This is a genomic window from Staphylococcus sp. IVB6240 (genome assembly GCF_025558425.1).
Taxonomy (GTDB): Bacteria; Bacillota; Bacilli; order Staphylococcales; family Staphylococcaceae; genus Staphylococcus.
This window is the reverse complement of sequence record NZ_CP094718.1, coordinates 1,478,644-1,496,396: the sequence shown is the minus strand read 5'-3', so window position 1 is coordinate 1,496,396 and position 17,753 is coordinate 1,478,644. Positions and strand designations below refer to the sequence as shown.

Below are 17,753 nucleotides of genomic sequence, written 5' to 3'. Positions count from 1 at the left end.
TAATAACTGGTGGATGTTGGAATCGTACTTTCGGTAGACAGATGATGTTTTGAAAACGTTTGTCAGTCTATGAATTTCTTGATGAGTGCAGCGAAGATTACTTAGCGTAACTGAGCAAGCGAAGAAAGAAATGAAACCGAATGCGAACGATTGGCAAAACATCACAAAGATTAAGTTATTAAGGGCGCACGGTGAATACCTTGGCACTAGAAGCCGAAGAAGGACGTTACTAACGACGATATGCTTTGGGGAGCTGTAAGTAAGCTGTGATCCAGAGATTTCCGAATGGGGAAACCCAGCACGAGTTATGTCGTGTTATCTACATGTGAATACATAGCATGTAAGAAGGCAGACCCGGAGAACTGAAACATCTTAGTACCCGGAGGAAGAGAAAGAAAAATCGATTCCCTGAGTAGCGGCGAGCGAAACGGGAAGAGCCCAAACCAACAAGCTTGCTTGTTGGGGTTGTAGGACACTCTATACGGAGTTACAAAAGGACATGTTAGACGAATAACCTGGAAAGGTTAATCATAGAAGGTAATAATCCTGTAGTCGAAAACGTGACCTCTCTTGAGTGGATCCTGAGTACGGCGGAGCACGTGAAATTCCGTCGGAATCTGGGAGGACCATCTCCTAAGGCTAAATACTCTCTAGTGACCGATAGTGAACCAGTACCGTGAGGGAAAGGTGAAAAGTACCCCGGAAGGGGAGTGAAAGAGAACTTGAAACCGTGTGCTTACAAGTAGTCAGAGCCCGTTAATGGGTGATGGCGTGCCTTTTGTAGAATGAACCGGCGAGTTACGATCTGATGCAAGGTTAAGCAGAAAATGTGGAGCCGTAGCGAAAGCGAGTCTGAATAGGGCGAATGAGTATTTGGTCGTAGACCCGAAACCAGGTGATCTACCCTTGGTCAGGTTGAAGTTCAGGTAACACTGAATGGAGGACCGAACCGACTTACGTTGAAAAGTGAGCGGATGAACTGAGGGTAGCGGAGAAATTCCAATCGAACTTGGAGATAGCTGGTTCTCTCCGAAATAGCTTTAGGGCTAGCCTCAAGTGATGATTATTGGAGGTAGAGCACTGTTTGGACGAGGGGCCCCTCTCGGGTTACCGAATTCAGACAAACTCCGAATGCCAAATAATTTAACTTGGGAGTCAGAATGTGGGTGATAAGGTCCATATTCGAAAGGGAAACAGCCCAGACCACCAGCTAAGGTCCCAAAATATATGTTAAGTGGAAAAGGATGTGGCGTTGCCCAGACAACTAGGATGTTGGCTTAGAAGCAGCCATCATTTAAAGAGTGCGTAATAGCTCACTAGTCGAGTGACACCGCGCCGAAAATGTACCGGGGCTAAACATATTACCGAAGCTGTGGATTGTCCGTAGGACAATGGTAGGAGAGCGTTCTAAGGGCGTTGAAGCATGATCGCAAGGACATGTGGAGCGCTTAGAAGTGAGAATGCCGGTGTGAGTAGCGAAAGACGGGTGAGAATCCCGTCCACCGATTGACTAAGGTTTCCAGAGGAAGGCTCGTCCGCTCTGGGTTAGTCGGGTCCTAAGCTGAGGCCGAAAGGCGTAGGCGATGGATAACAGGTTGATATTCCTGTACCACCTAAATTCGTTTTAAGCGATGGGGGGACGCAGTAGGATAGGCGAAGCGTGCTGTTGGAGTGCACGTCTAAGCAGTGAGATTGAGTGTTAGGCAAATCCGGCACTCGTTAAGATTGAGCTGTGATGGGGAGAAGAAATACGTTTCTTCGAGTCGTTGATTTCACACTGCCGAGAAAAGCCTCTAGCTAGAAAATAGGTGCCCGTACCGCAAACCGACACAGGTAGTCAAGATGAGAATTCTAAGGTGAGCGAGCGAACTCTCGTTAAGGAACTCGGCAAAATGACCCCGTAACTTCGGGAGAAGGGGTGCTCTTTAGGGTTCACGCTCTGAAGAGCCGCAGTGAATAGGCCCAAGCGACTGTTTATCAAAAACACAGGTCTCTGCTAAACCGTAAGGTGACGTATAGGGGCTGACGCCTGCCCGGTGCTGGAAGGTTAAGAGGAGTGGTTAGCTTCTGCGAAGCTACGAATCGAAGCCCCAGTAAACGGCGGCCGTAACTATAACGGTCCTAAGGTAGCGAAATTCCTTGTCGGGTAAGTTCCGACCCGCACGAAAGGCGTAACGATTTGGGCACTGTCTCAACGAGAGACTCGGTGAAATCATAGTACCGGTGAAGATGCCGGTTACCCGCGACAGGACGGAAAGACCCCGTGGAGCTTTACTGTAGCCTGATATTGAAATTCGGTACAGTTTGTACAGGATAGGTAGGAGCCTTAGAAGCGTGAGCGCTAGCTTACGTGGAGGCATTGGTGGGATACTACCCTAATTGTATTGGATTTCTAACCCGCAGCACTTAGCGTGCTGGGAGACAGTGTCAGGCGGGCAGTTTGACTGGGGCGGTCGCCTCCTAAAGAGTAACGGAGGCGCTCAAAGGTTCCCTCAGAATGGTTGGAAATCATTCAAAGAGTGTAAAGGCATAAGGGAGCTTGACTGCGAGACCTACAAGTCGAGCAGGGTCGAAAGACGGACTTAGTGATCCGGTGGTTCCGCATGGAAGGGCCATCGCTCAACGGATAAAAGCTACCCCGGGGATAACAGGCTTATCTCCCCCAAGAGTTCACATCGACGGGGAGGTTTGGCACCTCGATGTCGGCTCATCGCATCCTGGGGCTGTAGTCGGTCCCAAGGGTTGGGCTGTTCGCCCATTAAAGCGGTACGCGAGCTGGGTTCAGAACGTCGTGAGACAGTTCGGTCCCTATCCGTCGTGGGCGTAGGAAATTTGAGAGGCGCTGTCCTTAGTACGAGAGGACCGGGATGGACATACCTCTGGTGTACCAGTTGTCGCGCCAGCGGCATAGCTGGGTAGCTATGTATGGACGGGATAAGTGCTGAAAGCATCTAAGCATGAAGCCCCCCTCGAGATGAGATTTCCCAACTTCGGTTATAAGATCCCTCAAAGATGATGAGGTTAATAGGTTCGAGGTGGAAGCGTAGTGATACGTGGAGCTGACGAATACTAATCGATCGAAGACTTAATCAAATTTTTTCACAAGGTTTTGTTTGTCTAACTGATATACTTACTATCTAGTTTTGAATGTATAACATTCATTTTATCTGGTGCCAATGGCAAAGAGGTCACACCTGTTCCCATGCCGAACACAGAAGTTAAGCTCTTTAGCGCCGATGGTAGTTGAACTGACGTTCCGCTAGAGTAGGACGGTGCCAGGTAAACATATGGAGAATTAGCTCAGCTGGGAGAGCATCTGCCTTACAAGCAGAGGGTCGGCGGTTCGAACCCGTCATTCTCCACCATTTTAAGCCGGCCTAGCTCAATTGGTAGAGCAACTGACTTGTAATCAGTAGGTTGGGGGTTCAAGTCCTCTGGCCGGCACCATTATCAAGAGCCATTAGCTCAGTTGGTAGAGCATCTGACTTTTAATCAGAGGGTCAGAGGTTCGAATCCTCTATGGCTCACCATTTTCAAGCGGGTGTGGCGGAATTGGCAGACGCACTAGACTTAGGATCTAGCGCCTTACGGCGTGGGGGTTCGACTCCCTTCACCCGCATTAAGCAGAAGTAGTTCAGCGGTAGAATACAACCTTGCCAAGGTTGGGGTCGCGGGTTCGAATCCCGTCTTCTGCTCCATTATTTTGCCGGGGTGGCGGAACTGGCAGACGCACAGGACTTAAAATCCTGCGGTAAGTGATTACCGTACCGGTTCGATTCCGGTCCTCGGCACCATCTTTTATTTAAATATGCGCCCGTAGCTCAACTGGATAGAGCGTTTGACTACGGATCAAGAGGTTATGGGTTCGACTCCTATCGGGCGCGCTTCTTATTCTTTACGGGAAGTAGCTCAGCTTGGTAGAGCACTTGGTTTGGGACCAAGGGGTCGCAGGTTCAAATCCTGTCTTCCCGACTTACTTGAATATATAATGGGGGCTTAGCTCAGCTGGGAGAGCGCCTGCTTTGCACGCAGGAGGTCAGCGGTTCGATCCCGCTAGTCTCCACCATTTAATTTAATACTTATACAACTATATATGGCGGCGTAGCTCAGCTGGCTAGAGCGTACGGTTCATACCCGTGAGGTCGGGGGTTCGATCCCCTCCGCCGCCACTAATTATTAGTTGATAGAAATTATTATTCGGACCTTTAGCTCAGTTGGTTAGAGCTAACGGCTCATAACCGTTCGGTCGCAGGTTCGAGTCCTGCAAGGTCCATATAATTTTGGAGGAATACCCAAGTCTGGCTGAAGGGATCGGTCTTGAAAACCGACAGGGGCTTAACGGCTCGCGGGGGTTCGAATCCCTCTTCCTCCGCCATTTATTATAATTTCTATTATCGCGGGATGGAGCAGTTCGGTAGCTCGTCGGGCTCATAACCCGAAGGTCGGTGGTTCAAATCCGCCTCCCGCAATATTTTTTAGTGGTCCCGTAGTGGAGCGGTTTAACACGCCTGCCTGTCACGCAGGAGATCGCGGGTTCGATTCCCGTCGGGACCGCCATTGTAATGGTTCAGTAGCTCAGTCGGTAGAGCAAAGGACTGAAAATCCTTGTGTCGGCGGTTCGATTCCGTCCTGAACCACCATTTTTATTTTTGCCGGCCTAGCTCAACTGGTAGAGCAACTGACTTGTAATCAGTAGGTTGGGGGTTCAAGTCCTCTGGCCGGCACCATTCATTTGGAGGGGTAGCGAAGTGGCTAAACGCGGCGGACTGTAAATCCGCTCCTTCGGGTTCGGCAGTTCGAATCTGCCCCCCTCCACCATCCTTAATAGGGGCATAGTTCAACGGTAGAATAGAGGTCTCCAAAACCTTTGATGTGGGTTCGATTCCTACTGCCCCTGCCATGGCGGCTGTGGCGAAGTGGTTAACGCATCGGATTGTGGTTCCGACACTCGTGGGTTCGATTCCCATCAGCCGCCCTTAAATTTATTATTAATGGGCTATAGCCAAGCGGTAAGGCAACGGACTTTGACTCCGTCACTCGCTGGTTCGAATCCAGCTAGCCCAGTTACTTTGGCGGCATAGCCAAGTGGTAAGGCCAGGGTCTGCAAAACCCTTATTCACCGGTTCAAATCCGGTTGCCGCCTCCATCTTTTATATGCGGGAATAGTTTAATTTTAGAACACTTTCCTTCCCGGAAAGAGGTATAGGTGCAAGTCCTATTTTCCGCTCCATATTTATTATGCGGGAGTATTTCAATTTCAGAATACTTTCCTTCCCGGAAAGAGATATAGGTGCAAGTCCTATCTTCCGCTCCATATTTTTTATCATCCGAACCAACTCATTAGATTTTATTAAAATGAGTCATGGACGGTTTTTTTGTTGTCTTTATAGGATGTTCATCTTTTGGGGTGGGCAGATAATTAAAAGTAACTCATTTTATTTTTAACTTAATCATAACACGTAGTAATCACTACATTCATTTAAGCGTACAGTTAATTATTAATTGTGCGCTTTTTGAGTACTATCATTTCTTTAATGCTCGCTTGCCAAGGCGCCTCACTTCAATTAATTTTGGCTATGTTAAATAATAGAAACCAAAATAGATTTTAAGTTCAACTTATTGCTTTAAGCATCTTATATTAGAAATAATTGTTACGCCATATAGTTATATGATTATTTGTGATGTGTTATGCAGCAATTTTTAAAGTTTATTTTTTGAAGGATTAACCTTTATTGTTTTAGATAGGTGTTGAAGTGAATAGCTGAATAGCGTTCAGATCTTATGAATGATTGTATTTTTATTAATGAAGTATTGTGATAGGGGTGCATTGTTTATATTGATTTCTAGAAGATAAAATTGTCCATACTAGAGAAAAAGATTTTTGTACCTTAATAATGATAAACGGTGTCCCAAAAGCAGGATTCTCGGCAGAACATCCGCGATCCGACAAAATTTGAAAAGCAATTTTGCGCATCGCTTGGTTCTGCTCAAATCCTAAACGCTTTTGTCCCAACCTCAAACAAAAAAGCTCAGTAAGTATAAATACTTACCAAGCTTTTTGAGTAGTACCGGTGGTCGGGGTCGAACCGACACGTCCTAATGGACACGGGATTTTGAGTCCCGCGCGTCTGCCAATTCCGCCACACCGGCATCAGATGATGTTGAATTTATCTTTCAAAATCACAATAACTATTATATTACGTACAGATTATTTCGTCAATCTTTTTAAAATAATTTCTATCTGTGTTATTTAAATTTTTATGCGTTTTCATGTATAGAATAGTTGATATTGTTTATTGTGGATGTGCTTGTTTTGTATTATGATATACATAATATTATCGAGGAGGATCATTTAGTGGGAAAGACGCAAAGTAGTGGAAAGCAATTTTTTAACAATATATTAAATGCGGTAGGTGCAGGAGTCGTTATTGCACTCTTACCAAATGCGCTTTTAGGAGAAGTATTGAAGTTTTTTAAAGATGGTAATGAAGCTTTAGAATTGATTTACCAACTCGTTATCGTCATTCAATCATTCATGGCATTTATCGTCGGTGTTGTTGCGGCAAATATGTTTAAGTTTTCAGGGCCAGGTGCGGTGTTCGTTGGAACGTCTGCTATGTTAGGATCTGGTGCAGTTGTTTTTGAAAACGGAACAATCATGTTGCAAGGTATTGGTGATATTATCAATATCATGATTATTGTGATGCTTGCCTGTGCGATGTTTATGTTGTTGCGCGGTAAGTTTGGCTCACTTGAATTAATTATTTTGCCAGTTGTGATTCCAGTTGTTTCTGGTTATATTGGGTTACTGATTTTACCATATGTTCGAAAAGTAACAGGAACACTTGGATCAATCATCAATTCATTTACAGAATTAAATCCATTATTGATGAGTATATTGATTGCTGTGACATTTGCATTGTTAATGGTAACGCCAATCTCACTTGTAGCCATTGCAACGGCTATTTCGTTAGCTGGACTTGGTAGTGGTGCTGCTAATATGGGGATTGTTGCAGCATGTGTGACTTTCTTATTTGGTTCATTAGTCGTTAATAAAGCTGGTGTCAATATTGTGTTATTAATTGGTGCTGCCAAAATGATGATTCCTGTTTATTTAAAACATCCAATTATCATGATACCACTTGCAATTAATGGTGTTGTTGGTGGATTATTGGCTTACTTCGTTGATATTAAAGGAACACCTATGTCAGCAGGATTTGGTTATACAGGATTAGTTGGTCCAATCAACGCATTTAACCGTATGGATGGCGACCCGATGATGAATGCCTTACTATTATTATTTGCATACTTCATTATTCCGTTCACCGTAGCATTTTTTGTACATCAAATATGTAAGAAAATCTTACCTGGTTATTCAAATGAGATTTATCGTTTTGAATTACCAAAACAATAAAATATATTGTAAGTTAATTCGCTATTGCCAGTATTTCAAGGCAATAGCTTTTTTTAAAATTGTTATTGCATAAACTTGCATACATATGTATAATAATGAATAACATTAGAGGAGGTTATGAGATGAAATATATACAAAAGTTGGGTTGTATCGCATTTGTTTTAGCAATTTTATTATCAACATTACCTCTTGGCAAACCTGCTTACGCTGCGGATGACAAGTGGAAAAAAATAGAAGAGCGTGGGGAGTTGCGTGTCGGCTTATCTGCTGACTACGCACCGATGGAATTTGAACGTACCATAAATGGGAAACGTGAATATGCAGGGATTGATATTGAATTAGCGAAAAAGATTGCTGATGATCACGGTTTAAAATTAACGATTGTGAATATGCAATTTGATAGTTTATTAGGTGCATTGAAAACTGGAAAAATCGATATGATTATTTCAGGTATGACACCGACATCAGAACGTGAAAAAGAAGTTGACTTCTCAGATTCTTATATGACAGTTAAACAAACAGTAGTTATTAGAAAGAAAGATGCAGATAAATACAAAACGTTAGATGATTTAACAGGAAAACGAATTGGTGCGCAAAAACAAACGACTCAAGAAGAATTGGCACAAACAGAAATTAAAGATGCGGATGTACAATCTTTAACACGTCTTCCCGAAGTGATTTTATCTTTGAAGAGTAATAAAATTGATGGTGTTGTCATGGACAGTGCTGTAGCTGATGCATATTTGAAACAAAATGATGACCTTGTCTTATCAAAAGTTGAATTTGCAAATTCTGAAAAACAGACAGCAGTGGCCGTTCCTAAAAATTCACCAGAACTTTTAGCAAATGTAAATGCGACGGTGGCAGAAGTAAATGATAAAAATTTAATTGATAAATATGCAGAAAAAGCAGCTCAAGCCATGAAAGAAGATGGTAGCTTCTTCGCGAAATATGGTACATTCTTTTTGACTGGTTTAAAAAATACAATTTTAATTTCAATTATGGGTGTATTCTTTGGGGCCAACTTTGGTGCATTGTTTGCATTGATGAAGATTAGTAGTATCAAACCACTGAAATGGTTAGCATCTGCATATATTGAATTTTTAAGAGGGACACCGCTTTTAGTACAAGTATTCTTAGTATACTTTGGTACGACTGCAGTCCTTGGTCTTGATATATCAGCATTTATTTGCGGTACGATTGCATTGGTGATTAACTGTTCAGCTTACATCGCTGAAATTATCCGTGCAGGTATTAACGCTGTGGATAAAGGACAAATGGAAGCAGCAAGAAGTTTAGGATTAAGCTATGGTCAAACGATGAAAACAGTTATTATGCCACAAGCTGTAAAAAATATCTTGCCTGCATTAGGGAATGAATTCGTGACTGTTATTAAAGAATCATCAATTGTATCTGTAATTGGTGTGAGTGAAATTATGTTCAACTCACAAGTTGTACAAGGGGCATCTTTTGATCCGTTCACACCGCTATTAATTGCAGCAGTATTGTATTTCATCTTAACATTCATGCTTTCACGTGTAATGAATTTCTTTGAAGGGAGATTGAGCGTCAGTGATTAAAATACATGATCTACATAAATCTTTTGGAAAAAATGAAGTTTTGACAGGTATTAATTTGGAAGTTGAAAAAGGGGAAGTTGTAGCAATCATTGGCCCTTCAGGAAGTGGTAAAAGTACATTATTGAGATGTATGAATTTGTTAGAAACACCCACTAAGGGTCAAGTGATATTTGAAGGTAAAGATTTAACAGCTAAAGAAACAAATGTTGATAAATTACGTCAAGATATGGGCATGGTATTCCAAAACTTTAATTTATTCCCACATAAAAAAGTGATTGAAAATATCATTTTAGCACCAGGATTGCTTAAAAAAGGAGACAAAGCAACTTTAGAAAAACAGGCACTAGAACTATTAGATAAAGTTGGACTCAAAGATCGTGCGGATGCTTATCCCAATCAGTTATCTGGGGGACAAAAACAGAGGGTAGCGATTGCGCGTGCACTGGCGATGAACCCGGATGTGTTACTATTCGATGAGCCGACATCAGCACTTGATCCGGAAGTGGTTGGTGAAGTGTTGAACGTTATGACGGATTTGGCTAAAGAAGGTATGACGATGATTGTAGTGACGCATGAAATGGGATTTGCGAAAAATGTCAGTGACAGAGTAGTCTTTATGGCTGATGGTGTTGTTGTAGAGGATGACACACCAGAAAATATTTTTGAAAATCCACAGCATCAACGTACACAGAACTTTTTAAGTCGTGTCCTATAATAATTTAGAAAAGAATCTCAAGTTAGACGAAATTTTAAAGTCTGCTTGAGATTTTTTATGTGGATATGTGTTAAGAATTTAAATGATTATATCTTCATGTTCTTTTTAATCAAGTTCTTAAGATACCGAGATAGATAGGTTTTATAAAATTAGTTTTCTGTTCCCACTGTCAAAATGTGTTAAAATAGGAGGGTAACTTTTGAGAGGTGACAAATATGGATGTTTCACAGTTGAAAGCAGATGTAATTGACTATGCACATTCAATTGGTATTGATAGTATTGGCTTTACAACTGCTGACCCATTTGATGAGTTGAAACAAAAGCTGGTTGAATATCATGAGAAGGGCTATGCGTCAGGTTTTGAACCTACAGATATTGAGATGAGAACGAACCCTAAGTTATCGATGTCTTCAGCGCGTTCGATTATTGCGATTGCAGTGGGTTATCCCAATCGATTACCGGATGCCCCGAAAAGTAAACGTGGTGACCGCCGCGGTATTTTTGCACGTGCATCATGGGGTCAAGACTATCACAGTATTATGCGTAAGCGTTTGGATGCGTTAAGTGCTTATATAAAAGAACGTGTCCCTGATGCTGGGATGATGTCAATGGTAGATACAGGGGTCTTGTCTGATCGTGCAGTGGCTGAACGCGCTGGACTTGGTTATACAGGACGTAATGGATTTGTCATTAACCCAGATTTAGGGACTTGGACCTATTTAGGTGAAATGCTTGTAAGTATTCCATTCCCTCCAGACGATCCGATTATGGATAGTTGTGGAGACTGTACCATTTGTATAGATCGTTGTCCGACTGGAGCATTGGTGGGAGATGGGCAATTAAATAGTCAAAAGTGTGTAAGCTTTCTAACTCAGACGAAAGGTTATATGCCTGATCAATATCGCTATAAAATCGGCAATCGACTTTATGGATGTGATACGTGTCAGCAGGTTTGTCCAAGAAATAGAGGCATCAATACACAACAGGATGATATTATATTAGAACCTGAAATATTGAAGCCACGTTTGATTCCATTATTAAAAATGAGCAATAAGGAATTTAAAGAAACATATGGTCATCTTGCAGGCGCATGGCGAGGCAAGAAACCCATTCAACGCAATGCGATGTTAGCACTGGCACACTTTAAAGAAAGAGAAGCAATTCCTGAACTTAAAGATGTCGCAGAAAATGATCCAAGACCGATGATACGTGCAACAGCTTATTGGGCAATTGGGCAAATTTTGGAAGATGAAGCGGAAGACTATATTATGTCACGGTATGACTCAGAAATTGAAGAAGTACAAGTTGAAATGAAAAAGGGACTAGAAACGAGGAGAACAGTATAATGACAATTCACGTTGTGTTATATCAACCTGAAATCCCAGCAAACACTGGGAATATCGCACGTACATGTGCAGCAACAGATACAAAATTACATTTAATTCGACCACTTGGATTCAGTACGGATGATAAGATGTTACGTCGTGCAGGATTAGATTATTGGAAATTTGTTGATATCACGTATTACGACAGTATTGAAGAATTCTTTGAAAAAACGAATGGTACCTATTATTTATTAACAAAATTTGGTTCTAAAAATCATACATCATTAGATTTTTCAGATAGAGATAAGGATCATTACTTTATTTTTGGTAAGGAAACAACTGGCTTACCAAGTTGGGTTAAAGATAAGTATGAAAATACAGCATTGCGCATACCGATGAATGAAAATGTACGCGCATTAAACTTATCTAATACTGCAGCAATTTTAATTTATGAAGCATTACGTCAACAAGATTATCCAGGATTACAATAATTGGAAAAGAAGGGATTGTTATGACTGAGATGTACGTCATACAAGGTGGATCTATTTATACAGAAGATGGTATGATAGAAGACGGTCACATCATTGTCAAAGGAAATCAAATTCATCAAATCAAACACTTTCCATATGAAGGGCCTTTAGAGGTGATAGATGCGACAGGACAACACATTTTACCTGGTTTCATTGATATTCATATTCATGGTGGATATGGACAGGATGTGATGGATGCGTCGACTGAGGGATTAAAAGTGCTTTCTGAAGGTTTATTATCAGAAGGAACAACAAGTTATCTTGCGACTACGATGACCCAATCTGAAGCAGCAATTCATTCTGCATTGGAAGCTGTATCAAAATATGTAAATCAAGCTCAAGACTCAGCGAAACCAGCTGCTGAAATTCTTGGTGTTCATTTGGAAGGACCGTTTATTTCTGAACATAAAGTGGGCGCACAAAACCCAGTATTTGTTCAACGTCCATCTGTTGAGCAGGTGAATGATTTTCAAAAAACAGCAAATGGATTAATTAAAATCATGACTTATGCGCCAGAAGTGGAAGGTGCTGAAGAAACGTTAAAAGAGCTGAGCAATGAAATTATCTTTTCAATGGGGCATACAGTTGCAACGTTTGAACAAGCAAATGAAGCGGTCAAATTAGGCGCAAAACATGTGACTCATTTATATAATGCGGCGACACCATTTGCACATAGAGAACCAGGTGTATTTGGAGCAGCGTGGACTAACCCATTTTTACATACAGAATTAATTGTAGATGGGGTTCATGCACACCCAGCTGCTGTTGATGTGGCCTATCGAATGAAAGGTAATCAGGCGTTTTATCTGATTACAGATGCCATGCGTGCGAAAGGTTTACAAGATGGTACGTATGATCTCGGTGGACAAGATGTCATTGTTAAAGGGAAAGAAGCACGTTTAGCAAGTGGTGCCTTAGCCGGCAGTATTTTAAAAATGAATGACGGTTTACGCAACTTAATGGACTTTACGGGTGCAACTTTAGAAGATTTATGGCGAGTAACAAGTTATAATCAAGCTAAGGCGTTGAATATACTATCTCATAAAGGAAGTTTGACAGAAGGCAAAGATGCCGATATTGTTATTGTGAATGACCATATTGATGTTTTAACAACGATTAAATCAGGGTATGTAGTGAATAATACGGACGAATAGTAAGCACAATTGAGGAGTGAATGAAGATGGCAATGAACTTTAAAATTTTCAAAGATCAAAACACAGCTGCAACATTTGTAGCAGATATTTTAAGAAAACAATTTAGCAATAATCCAACAACAATTGCAGGGATTCATTTAAAAAATGATGATGCACCGGTTAATGGCGCTTTACAAATTAATGTTGAAAATAATCCGGTAGATTTTAGTCAAATTCACATTTTAGACTATGATAAAAATGATGCATATTTTAAAGCATTAGGTGTACCTGAGAAACAAATTCACGAAATCCCAGAAGATGAAAAAGTAGAAGCATTCATCAAGCATCATGCAAAAACAAAAGAAAATAAAGGTAAGCTAACGTTACAAGTCGTGACAATTGATACAGATGGAAGTATTGGTATTCCAATGAATGATGCTGTGTTAACGGCACGTGAAATCGTTCTTGTATTAACAGGTGCTGAAAAAGCTGAAGTGGTACGTAAGTTATACGAAGAAAACGGCAGTACAACATTTGTCCCATCAAGTTTAAAATCTCATCGTATGGTCAATGTTGTTTTAGATGAAGCAGCAGCACAAGGCTTACCAGAAGATGTTAGAGCTTATTTCTCAGCACGTTTTGCATAAGAATAAGGAGGGACTGTCATGAATAAACAAGAAAATGAACATGGCATGGTTGACAGCTTTGATGAAGTTGTTGAGTTAGGTAAAGAGATGGAACAAATCTCTGAAGAAAATGATGAAGAAAAGTATGAACAGTCACACGAGGAAGCGGTTCGTAGTGATCGTGAGACTGACGAATAATTGCGTTTATAAGTAATAGGAGTAGTTTGCAGCCTGATTTTATAGGATTGTATACTACTCTTTTTGATGTCCAACTTTGTGGTGAGCATAGCAGTTAATCGTGATGATAGCTGTACCCAAAAATAAGCATCCAGTCGTTCATATGTTTAGATTCACCAAAGTGTTTTAGATAAATTCTAATCGCACTGTCATCAATCTTATATCGAGATATCGAATTTATTTATGAATTAATAAAAGCGTTAGAATGAATTTATTGTGTGCTATTATATTGTGTCTTCATAAAATGGTTGTAAAATTGTCACTATCATTAGTGAATAGATGTGATAAACTAATGGGGACTTTATAAATAATTAATAGGGGACAAATATGAAATTATATCGATTTTGGGTACCGCTCTTGATTTTATCAACGGTCGTCAATTTACTTTCTATTAAAGGCTTTCCATTAGCACTCGGTACATTGTATTTACCTGTATTGTTTAAAGTTGTACAATTGCAATTGAATTTGTCTAAGGGGCTCGTGGATCATACAGTCACAGCTGATACATTTATTCATAGTAATCAAAAAGGAATTGTTATCAGTGTCCTATGTTGTATTGCAATTACAATCGGTTTATACATATATTTAGATCAATTTTATGCAAGTTTGAATGGTATTTGGGCGATTCTCGTTCAAACAAGTCCACTTTCTGTCGCTATCGGTATGATTTTATATATTTTAGCGGCAATTGCAGTTGTTCAAGCAGTGAAACAACGTTATCAAACAGAATAATCTATAAAGGGTATATCTTGAAATGATATCATTTTAAGGTATGCTTTTTTTATTTAGTGTAAACTTATGAAAGCGCATTAATTTTTATCGTTTAAATACCACATCCAATTGAATGAATATTTCGTTTAATGCTATAATTTAACTGAAGGTATGAACATTAAATATAAAGGGGTCGAATGAAATGTCAGTAAGAATTGAACACGATACATTTGGAGAAATCGAAGTACCAGGAGATAAATATTGGGGTGCGCAAACACAGCGTAGTAAGCAAAACTTCCCTGTTGGTAAAGAGAAAATGCCAATCGAAGTCGTATATGGTTTTGCACAACTAAAACGTGCAGCTGCGATTGCAAACAACGAATTAGGTAAGTTAAGCGATGCCAAAAAGGAAGCGATCGTTTATGCATGTGATCGTATCTTAGCAGGTGAATTAGATGAACACTTCCCATTAGTTGTATGGCAAACAGGTAGTGGTACACAAAGTAATATGAACGTAAACGAAGTAGTTAGCTTTGTTGCGAATGAATATTTATCAGAAAAGGGTAGCGATGAAAAAATTCACCCAAATGATGACGTCAACAAATCACAAAGCTCTAATGATACATTCCCAACAGCGATGCACGTTGCGTTGTATCATGAAATTGAACAAAAGTTAGTTCCTGCATTAAAAGGTTTACGTGATACGTTCCTTAAAAAAGAAGAAGCATATCAAGATATTATTAAAATTGGACGTACGCACTTACAAGATGCAACACCAATTACACTTGGCGAAGAAATCAGTGGTTGGCGCTACATGCTAGACGTATGTGAACAACTGCTTACAGAGTCTAAAAAACATATTTTGAATTTAGCAATTGGTGGAACAGCTGTAGGAACAGGTATTAATGCACATCCAGAATTTGGTGACAAAGTAGCAGCAAATATTTCAAAAAATACAGGTTATCCTTTTGTGTCTTCACCTAACAAATTCCATGCATTAACAGCGCATGATGAAGTGGTGCAATTACACGGAACGTTAAAAGCACTTGCAGGTGACTTAATGAAGATTGCAAATGACGTAAGATGGTTAGCTTCAGGTCCACGTGCTGGTTTAGCAGAAATTTCAATTCCTGAAAATGAGCCAGGTTCATCAATCATGCCGGGTAAAGTCAACCCAACACAATGTGAAATGTTAACGATGGTTGCTGTACAAGTTATGGGTAATGATACAGTTGTAGGTATTTCAAGTTCACAAGGTAACTTTGAATTAAACGTATTTAAACCAGTCATCTTGCATAACACATTACAGTCTATTTACTTATTAGCAGATGGTATGAACACATTTAATGAAAATTGTGCAGTAGGTATTGAACCAATCGAATCACATATCGATAACTACTTAAATCAATCATTGATGCTTGTAACAGCATTAAACCCACATATCGGTTATGAAAATGCAGCATCAATTGCGAAAAAAGCACATAAAGAAGGATTAACATTGAAAGAAGCGGCAATTCAATCAGGTCACCTCACTGAAGAACAGTTTGAAGAATGGATTCGCCCTGCTGATATGGTTCACCCTAAATAATCGAGGAGGCTACCTATACGTATGGAGCGCAATGGTTTAATTGATATTGGATCAAATACGATACGTCTTGTTATTTTTGAGTTTGATCATGATACAGGACTGAATGAGATTCAAAATATAAAAACACCTGCACGTCTAAGTCAATACTTAGACGATGCAGGACATATGCAAGAAGAAGGGATTCACGTCTTAATAACGGCGCTACAAAGTTTTAAAAAAGTGGCAGAAGCATTTCATGTGTCTTCACTTTATCCGATTGCCACTGCTGCAATTCGTCAGTCAACGAATCGAGAGGCTATTTTGGAAGCTGTTAAAAATAAAGTCGGTATTGATGTGATTTTAATCCTTGAAGAAGATGAGGCGTTTTATGGTTCTTATGCCGTAACACATACTACTGATATTCAAGATGGTGTCACTGTCGATATCGGTGGTGGTTCTACGGAATTAACCTATTTTAAAAATAAAAAAATAAAACATGCGATTAGTTTCCCATTTGGTGTTGTGACATTAACGCGTATGTTCTTTGATGGTAAACCACACAATGATAAAGAAGCACTTAAGAAAATGGAAAAGTTTCTCAAAAAATCATTTAGTAAGGCAGAATGGATTGTTGATAAAAAAGTGACATTAATTGGTATTGGTGGTTCAGCACGTAACTGTGCACGTATTCATCAATCTTTACGACAATATCCAATTGCTGGTGTTCATGGCTATACAATGGGGCAAGATGATCTATCACAAGTATATGAGACGTTAAAATCTTATTCTCGAGATGAATTGGCCAATTTGGATGGTCTAAGTCGAGATCGTATGGACATCATCGTGCCTGCTGTTGTCGTCTTTAACGTGTTATATGACATGATTCAAGCGACGTCATTTACATTTTCACGTAAAGGGATTCGTGAAGGTTTCATCATGCATCAAATTGCCAAGTCTAAACTTGGAGAATTTAAAAAAGAACAGGTACAACAAGATGCGTTACGTCATTTAGCCAATGAATACAAAATTGAACCAACTGGTGCATTACAGCGACAAAAACTAGCGGAAGAATTGTTGGAACAACTTGAAGTACAGGGGAAACTAAGCGTAGATACAGTTGTGAAACAGCGGTTTTTACAAGCAGCTTATCTTTATTATTTAGGAAAGTTCATTGATTCAGATTCTAGTTCTCAACATACGTATTACATTATTGCGAATTCAAGTATTAATGGTTTGTCTCATAAAGAGCGTGTTCGACTTGCGTTATTAACAAGTTTCAAGAACAAATCCTTATTGAAACAATATAGTGACGAAACGCAATGGTTTACTGAAGATGAAGTGAATGAAATTCAAGCACTGGGGGGTATTATTAAGTTTGTGAATGCATTAAATATTTCAAATACAAATACCGTTAACCAGCTCAGCTTAAATATTGATTCAGAACCGTATGAGTTGAGTGTGTATTATCAAGGTGAACCCATTGCAGAGATTTATCAATCAAATCGCCAAAAGAAACATATTGAAAAAATCTTAAAAAATAAGTTGGACATCCAATTTATAAAAAAATAGTTTTTGCATATAAAATAAGCAGTGATGATGTAAAGACTGCCGAAAAAATAAAGATTGATGTTGAAGCAGTGAACATTTATGACAAAAATTTATGAATAATAGTCATTGGGATATTTTTAAATGATGATTTAGAAACAAATTGTAAGTGTTTAGGAAGCAGGTTTTTGAGCAGTTGTATCATTTTTTGAACTAATTTTGATTGCTGCTCTCATTCTGCTAACATCGAAATCTCGTTTGATCCAATTTCTGTATGTCCTTGTCATAAGATGACTGAAAAGTTAAAAAATAATGTATTTGTGCAAAAGTAATGAATACATGCGCTGTTTCGTTATCAACGGAGGTCTTA

12 protein-coding genes, 24 tRNA genes and 2 rRNA genes are annotated in these 17,753 nt (G+C 39.8%); 36 read left to right on the top strand and 2 right to left on the bottom strand.

The genetic code is table 11. The annotated features are described in order from the left end of the window. Positions 1-168 precede the first annotated feature (168 nt). The 25 genes from MUA88_RS07420 to MUA88_RS07300 all read left to right on the top strand — a co-directional run bounded on the left by MUA88_RS07420 (position 169) and on the right by MUA88_RS07300 (position 5,314). Positions 169-3,093 (top strand): 23S ribosomal RNA (locus MUA88_RS07420). Between the two features lie 73 nt (positions 3,094-3,166). Then, positions 3,167-3,281: ribosomal RNA gene (gene rrf, locus MUA88_RS07415) — 5S ribosomal RNA — on the top strand. An 8-nt stretch (positions 3,282-3,289) separates the two neighbouring features. After that, positions 3,290-3,365: transfer RNA gene (locus tag MUA88_RS07410), tRNA-Val, on the top strand. Between the two features lie 6 nt (positions 3,366-3,371). After that, positions 3,372-3,447, top strand: a tRNA-Thr gene (locus MUA88_RS07405). 7 nt (positions 3,448-3,454) lie between these two features. Beyond that, positions 3,455-3,530 (top strand) — tRNA-Lys (locus MUA88_RS07400). Between the two features lie 7 nt (positions 3,531-3,537). After that, a tRNA-Leu gene (locus MUA88_RS07395) sits at positions 3,538-3,619 on the top strand. Between the two features lie 4 nt (positions 3,620-3,623). After that, a tRNA-Gly gene (locus MUA88_RS07390) sits at positions 3,624-3,698 on the top strand. Between the two features lie 7 nt (positions 3,699-3,705). Next, positions 3,706-3,794: transfer RNA gene (locus MUA88_RS07385), tRNA-Leu, on the top strand. A gap of 16 nt (positions 3,795-3,810) precedes the next feature. Further along, a tRNA-Arg gene (locus MUA88_RS07380) sits at positions 3,811-3,884 on the top strand. A gap of 14 nt (positions 3,885-3,898) precedes the next feature. Next, positions 3,899-3,972: transfer RNA gene (locus MUA88_RS07375), tRNA-Pro, on the top strand. A gap of 18 nt (positions 3,973-3,990) precedes the next feature. Continuing rightward, positions 3,991-4,066: transfer RNA gene (locus tag MUA88_RS07370), tRNA-Ala, on the top strand. A 29-nt stretch (positions 4,067-4,095) separates the two neighbouring features. After that, positions 4,096-4,169, top strand: a tRNA-Met gene (locus MUA88_RS07365). Between the two features lie 30 nt (positions 4,170-4,199). Further along, positions 4,200-4,273: transfer RNA gene (locus MUA88_RS07360), tRNA-Ile, on the top strand. A gap of 9 nt (positions 4,274-4,282) precedes the next feature. Further along, positions 4,283-4,375 (top strand) — tRNA-Ser (locus MUA88_RS07355). 20 nt (positions 4,376-4,395) lie between these two features. Then, positions 4,396-4,469: transfer RNA gene (locus MUA88_RS07350), tRNA-Met, on the top strand. A gap of 11 nt (positions 4,470-4,480) precedes the next feature. Next, positions 4,481-4,557, top strand: a tRNA-Asp gene (locus tag MUA88_RS07345). A gap of 7 nt (positions 4,558-4,564) precedes the next feature. After that, positions 4,565-4,640: transfer RNA gene (locus MUA88_RS07340), tRNA-Phe, on the top strand. Between the two features lie 11 nt (positions 4,641-4,651). Beyond that, positions 4,652-4,727 (top strand) — tRNA-Thr (locus MUA88_RS07335). Positions 4,728-4,734: 7 nt separating this feature from the next. Continuing rightward, positions 4,735-4,818: transfer RNA gene (locus tag MUA88_RS07330), tRNA-Tyr, on the top strand. Positions 4,819-4,826: 8 nt separating this feature from the next. Next, positions 4,827-4,900 (top strand) — tRNA-Trp (locus tag MUA88_RS07325). Positions 4,901-4,902: 2 nt separating this feature from the next. After that, positions 4,903-4,975: transfer RNA gene (locus MUA88_RS07320), tRNA-His, on the top strand. Positions 4,976-4,992: 17 nt separating this feature from the next. Next, positions 4,993-5,064, top strand: a tRNA-Gln gene (locus MUA88_RS07315). Between the two features lie 7 nt (positions 5,065-5,071). Beyond that, a tRNA-Cys gene (locus tag MUA88_RS07310) sits at positions 5,072-5,146 on the top strand. Between the two features lie 10 nt (positions 5,147-5,156). After that, positions 5,157-5,230, top strand: a tRNA-Gly gene (locus MUA88_RS07305). 10 nt (positions 5,231-5,240) lie between these two features. Then, positions 5,241-5,314, top strand: a tRNA-Gly gene (locus MUA88_RS07300). Between the two features lie 486 nt (positions 5,315-5,800). On the opposite strand, the gene MUA88_RS07295 is transcribed toward MUA88_RS07300, so the two are convergent. Together MUA88_RS07295 and MUA88_RS07290 are read right to left on the bottom strand one after the other, a co-directional pair. Next, positions 5,801-6,013: a hypothetical protein gene (locus MUA88_RS07295; RefSeq protein WP_262605320.1), complete on the bottom strand. Its 213-nt coding sequence runs from the start codon at positions 6,011-6,013 to the stop codon at positions 5,801-5,803. A 53-nt stretch (positions 6,014-6,066) separates the two neighbouring features. Beyond that, positions 6,067-6,150 (bottom strand) — tRNA-Leu (locus tag MUA88_RS07290). 205 nt (positions 6,151-6,355) lie between these two features. On the opposite strand from MUA88_RS07290, the gene MUA88_RS07285 reads away from it, so the two are divergent. The 11 genes from MUA88_RS07285 (at position 6,356) to ppx (ending at position 17,407) form a co-directional block, all read left to right on the top strand. Then, entirely contained in the window at positions 6,356-7,414 is a 1,059-nt protein-coding gene (locus tag MUA88_RS07285) for a PTS sugar transporter subunit IIC (RefSeq protein WP_262603516.1), read from the top strand. Positions 7,415-7,536: 122 nt separating this feature from the next. Continuing rightward, the gene (locus MUA88_RS07280; protein WP_262605319.1) at positions 7,537-8,994 is read left to right on the top strand and encodes an ABC transporter substrate-binding protein/permease; all 1,458 of its coding nucleotides are present in this window, start codon (positions 7,537-7,539) and stop codon (positions 8,992-8,994) included. Further along, entirely contained in the window at positions 8,987-9,709 is a 723-nt protein-coding gene (locus MUA88_RS07275) for an amino acid ABC transporter ATP-binding protein (RefSeq protein WP_262603514.1), read from the top strand. Before MUA88_RS07280 ends, MUA88_RS07275 begins: the two co-directional genes overlap by 8 nt. 215 nt (positions 9,710-9,924) lie before the next feature. Further along, positions 9,925-11,055 (top strand): tRNA epoxyqueuosine(34) reductase QueG, encoded by a 1,131-nt coding sequence (gene queG / locus MUA88_RS07270; protein WP_262605952.1) that lies wholly within the window; start codon positions 9,925-9,927, stop codon positions 11,053-11,055. After that, positions 11,055-11,525: a tRNA (uridine(34)/cytosine(34)/5-carboxymethylaminomethyluridine(34)-2'-O)-methyltransferase TrmL gene (trmL, locus tag MUA88_RS07265; protein ID WP_262605318.1), complete on the top strand. Its 471-nt coding sequence runs from the start codon at positions 11,055-11,057 to the stop codon at positions 11,523-11,525. Before queG ends, trmL begins: the two co-directional genes overlap by 1 nt. A gap of 20 nt (positions 11,526-11,545) precedes the next feature. Continuing rightward, positions 11,546-12,718 carry an N-acetylglucosamine-6-phosphate deacetylase gene (nagA, locus tag MUA88_RS07260; RefSeq protein WP_262605317.1) on the top strand — a complete coding sequence of 391 codons (1,173 nt, stop codon included), beginning with the start codon at positions 11,546-11,548 and terminating at the stop codon, positions 12,716-12,718. Between the two features lie 26 nt (positions 12,719-12,744). Further along, the gene (locus MUA88_RS07255) at positions 12,745-13,344 is read left to right on the top strand and encodes a 6-phosphogluconolactonase (RefSeq protein ID WP_262603511.1); all 600 of its coding nucleotides are present in this window, start codon (positions 12,745-12,747) and stop codon (positions 13,342-13,344) included. A gap of 18 nt (positions 13,345-13,362) precedes the next feature. Further along, on the top strand, positions 13,363-13,521 hold the full coding sequence (locus tag MUA88_RS07250) for an SAS053 family DNA gyrase inhibitor (protein ID WP_262603510.1): 159 nt from the start codon (positions 13,363-13,365) through the stop codon (positions 13,519-13,521). Positions 13,522-13,887: 366 nt separating this feature from the next. Next, a complete protein-coding gene (locus MUA88_RS07245; RefSeq protein ID WP_262603509.1) occupies positions 13,888-14,292 on the top strand; it encodes a hypothetical protein in 405 nt (134 codons plus the stop codon). Positions 14,293-14,473: 181 nt separating this feature from the next. Beyond that, positions 14,474-15,859 (top strand): class II fumarate hydratase, encoded by a 1,386-nt coding sequence (fumC, locus tag MUA88_RS07240; protein ID WP_262603508.1) that lies wholly within the window; start codon positions 14,474-14,476, stop codon positions 15,857-15,859. A 21-nt stretch (positions 15,860-15,880) separates the two neighbouring features. Beyond that, positions 15,881-17,407: an exopolyphosphatase gene (gene ppx / locus MUA88_RS07235; RefSeq protein ID WP_262605316.1), complete on the top strand. Its 1,527-nt coding sequence runs from the start codon at positions 15,881-15,883 to the stop codon at positions 17,405-17,407. Positions 17,408-17,753 lie beyond the last annotated feature (346 nt).

Coding starts and splice junctions, on each gene's coding strand:
- MUA88_RS07245 (WP_262603509.1), top strand. CDS start 13,888: ATGAAATTATATCGATTTTGGGTACCGCTCTTGATTTTATCAACGGTC.
- queG (WP_262605952.1), top strand. CDS start 9,925: ATGGATGTTTCACAGTTGAAAGCAGATGTAATTGACTATGCACATTCA.
- MUA88_RS07255 (WP_262603511.1), top strand. CDS start 12,745: ATGGCAATGAACTTTAAAATTTTCAAAGATCAAAACACAGCTGCAACA.
- trmL (WP_262605318.1), top strand. CDS start 11,055: ATGACAATTCACGTTGTGTTATATCAACCTGAAATCCCAGCAAACACT.
- MUA88_RS07280 (WP_262605319.1), top strand. CDS start 7,537: ATGAAATATATACAAAAGTTGGGTTGTATCGCATTTGTTTTAGCAATT.
- fumC (WP_262603508.1), top strand. CDS start 14,474: ATGTCAGTAAGAATTGAACACGATACATTTGGAGAAATCGAAGTACCA.
- MUA88_RS07250 (WP_262603510.1), top strand. CDS start 13,363: ATGAATAAACAAGAAAATGAACATGGCATGGTTGACAGCTTTGATGAA.
- ppx (WP_262605316.1), top strand. CDS start 15,881: ATGGAGCGCAATGGTTTAATTGATATTGGATCAAATACGATACGTCTT.
- nagA (WP_262605317.1), top strand. CDS start 11,546: ATGACTGAGATGTACGTCATACAAGGTGGATCTATTTATACAGAAGAT.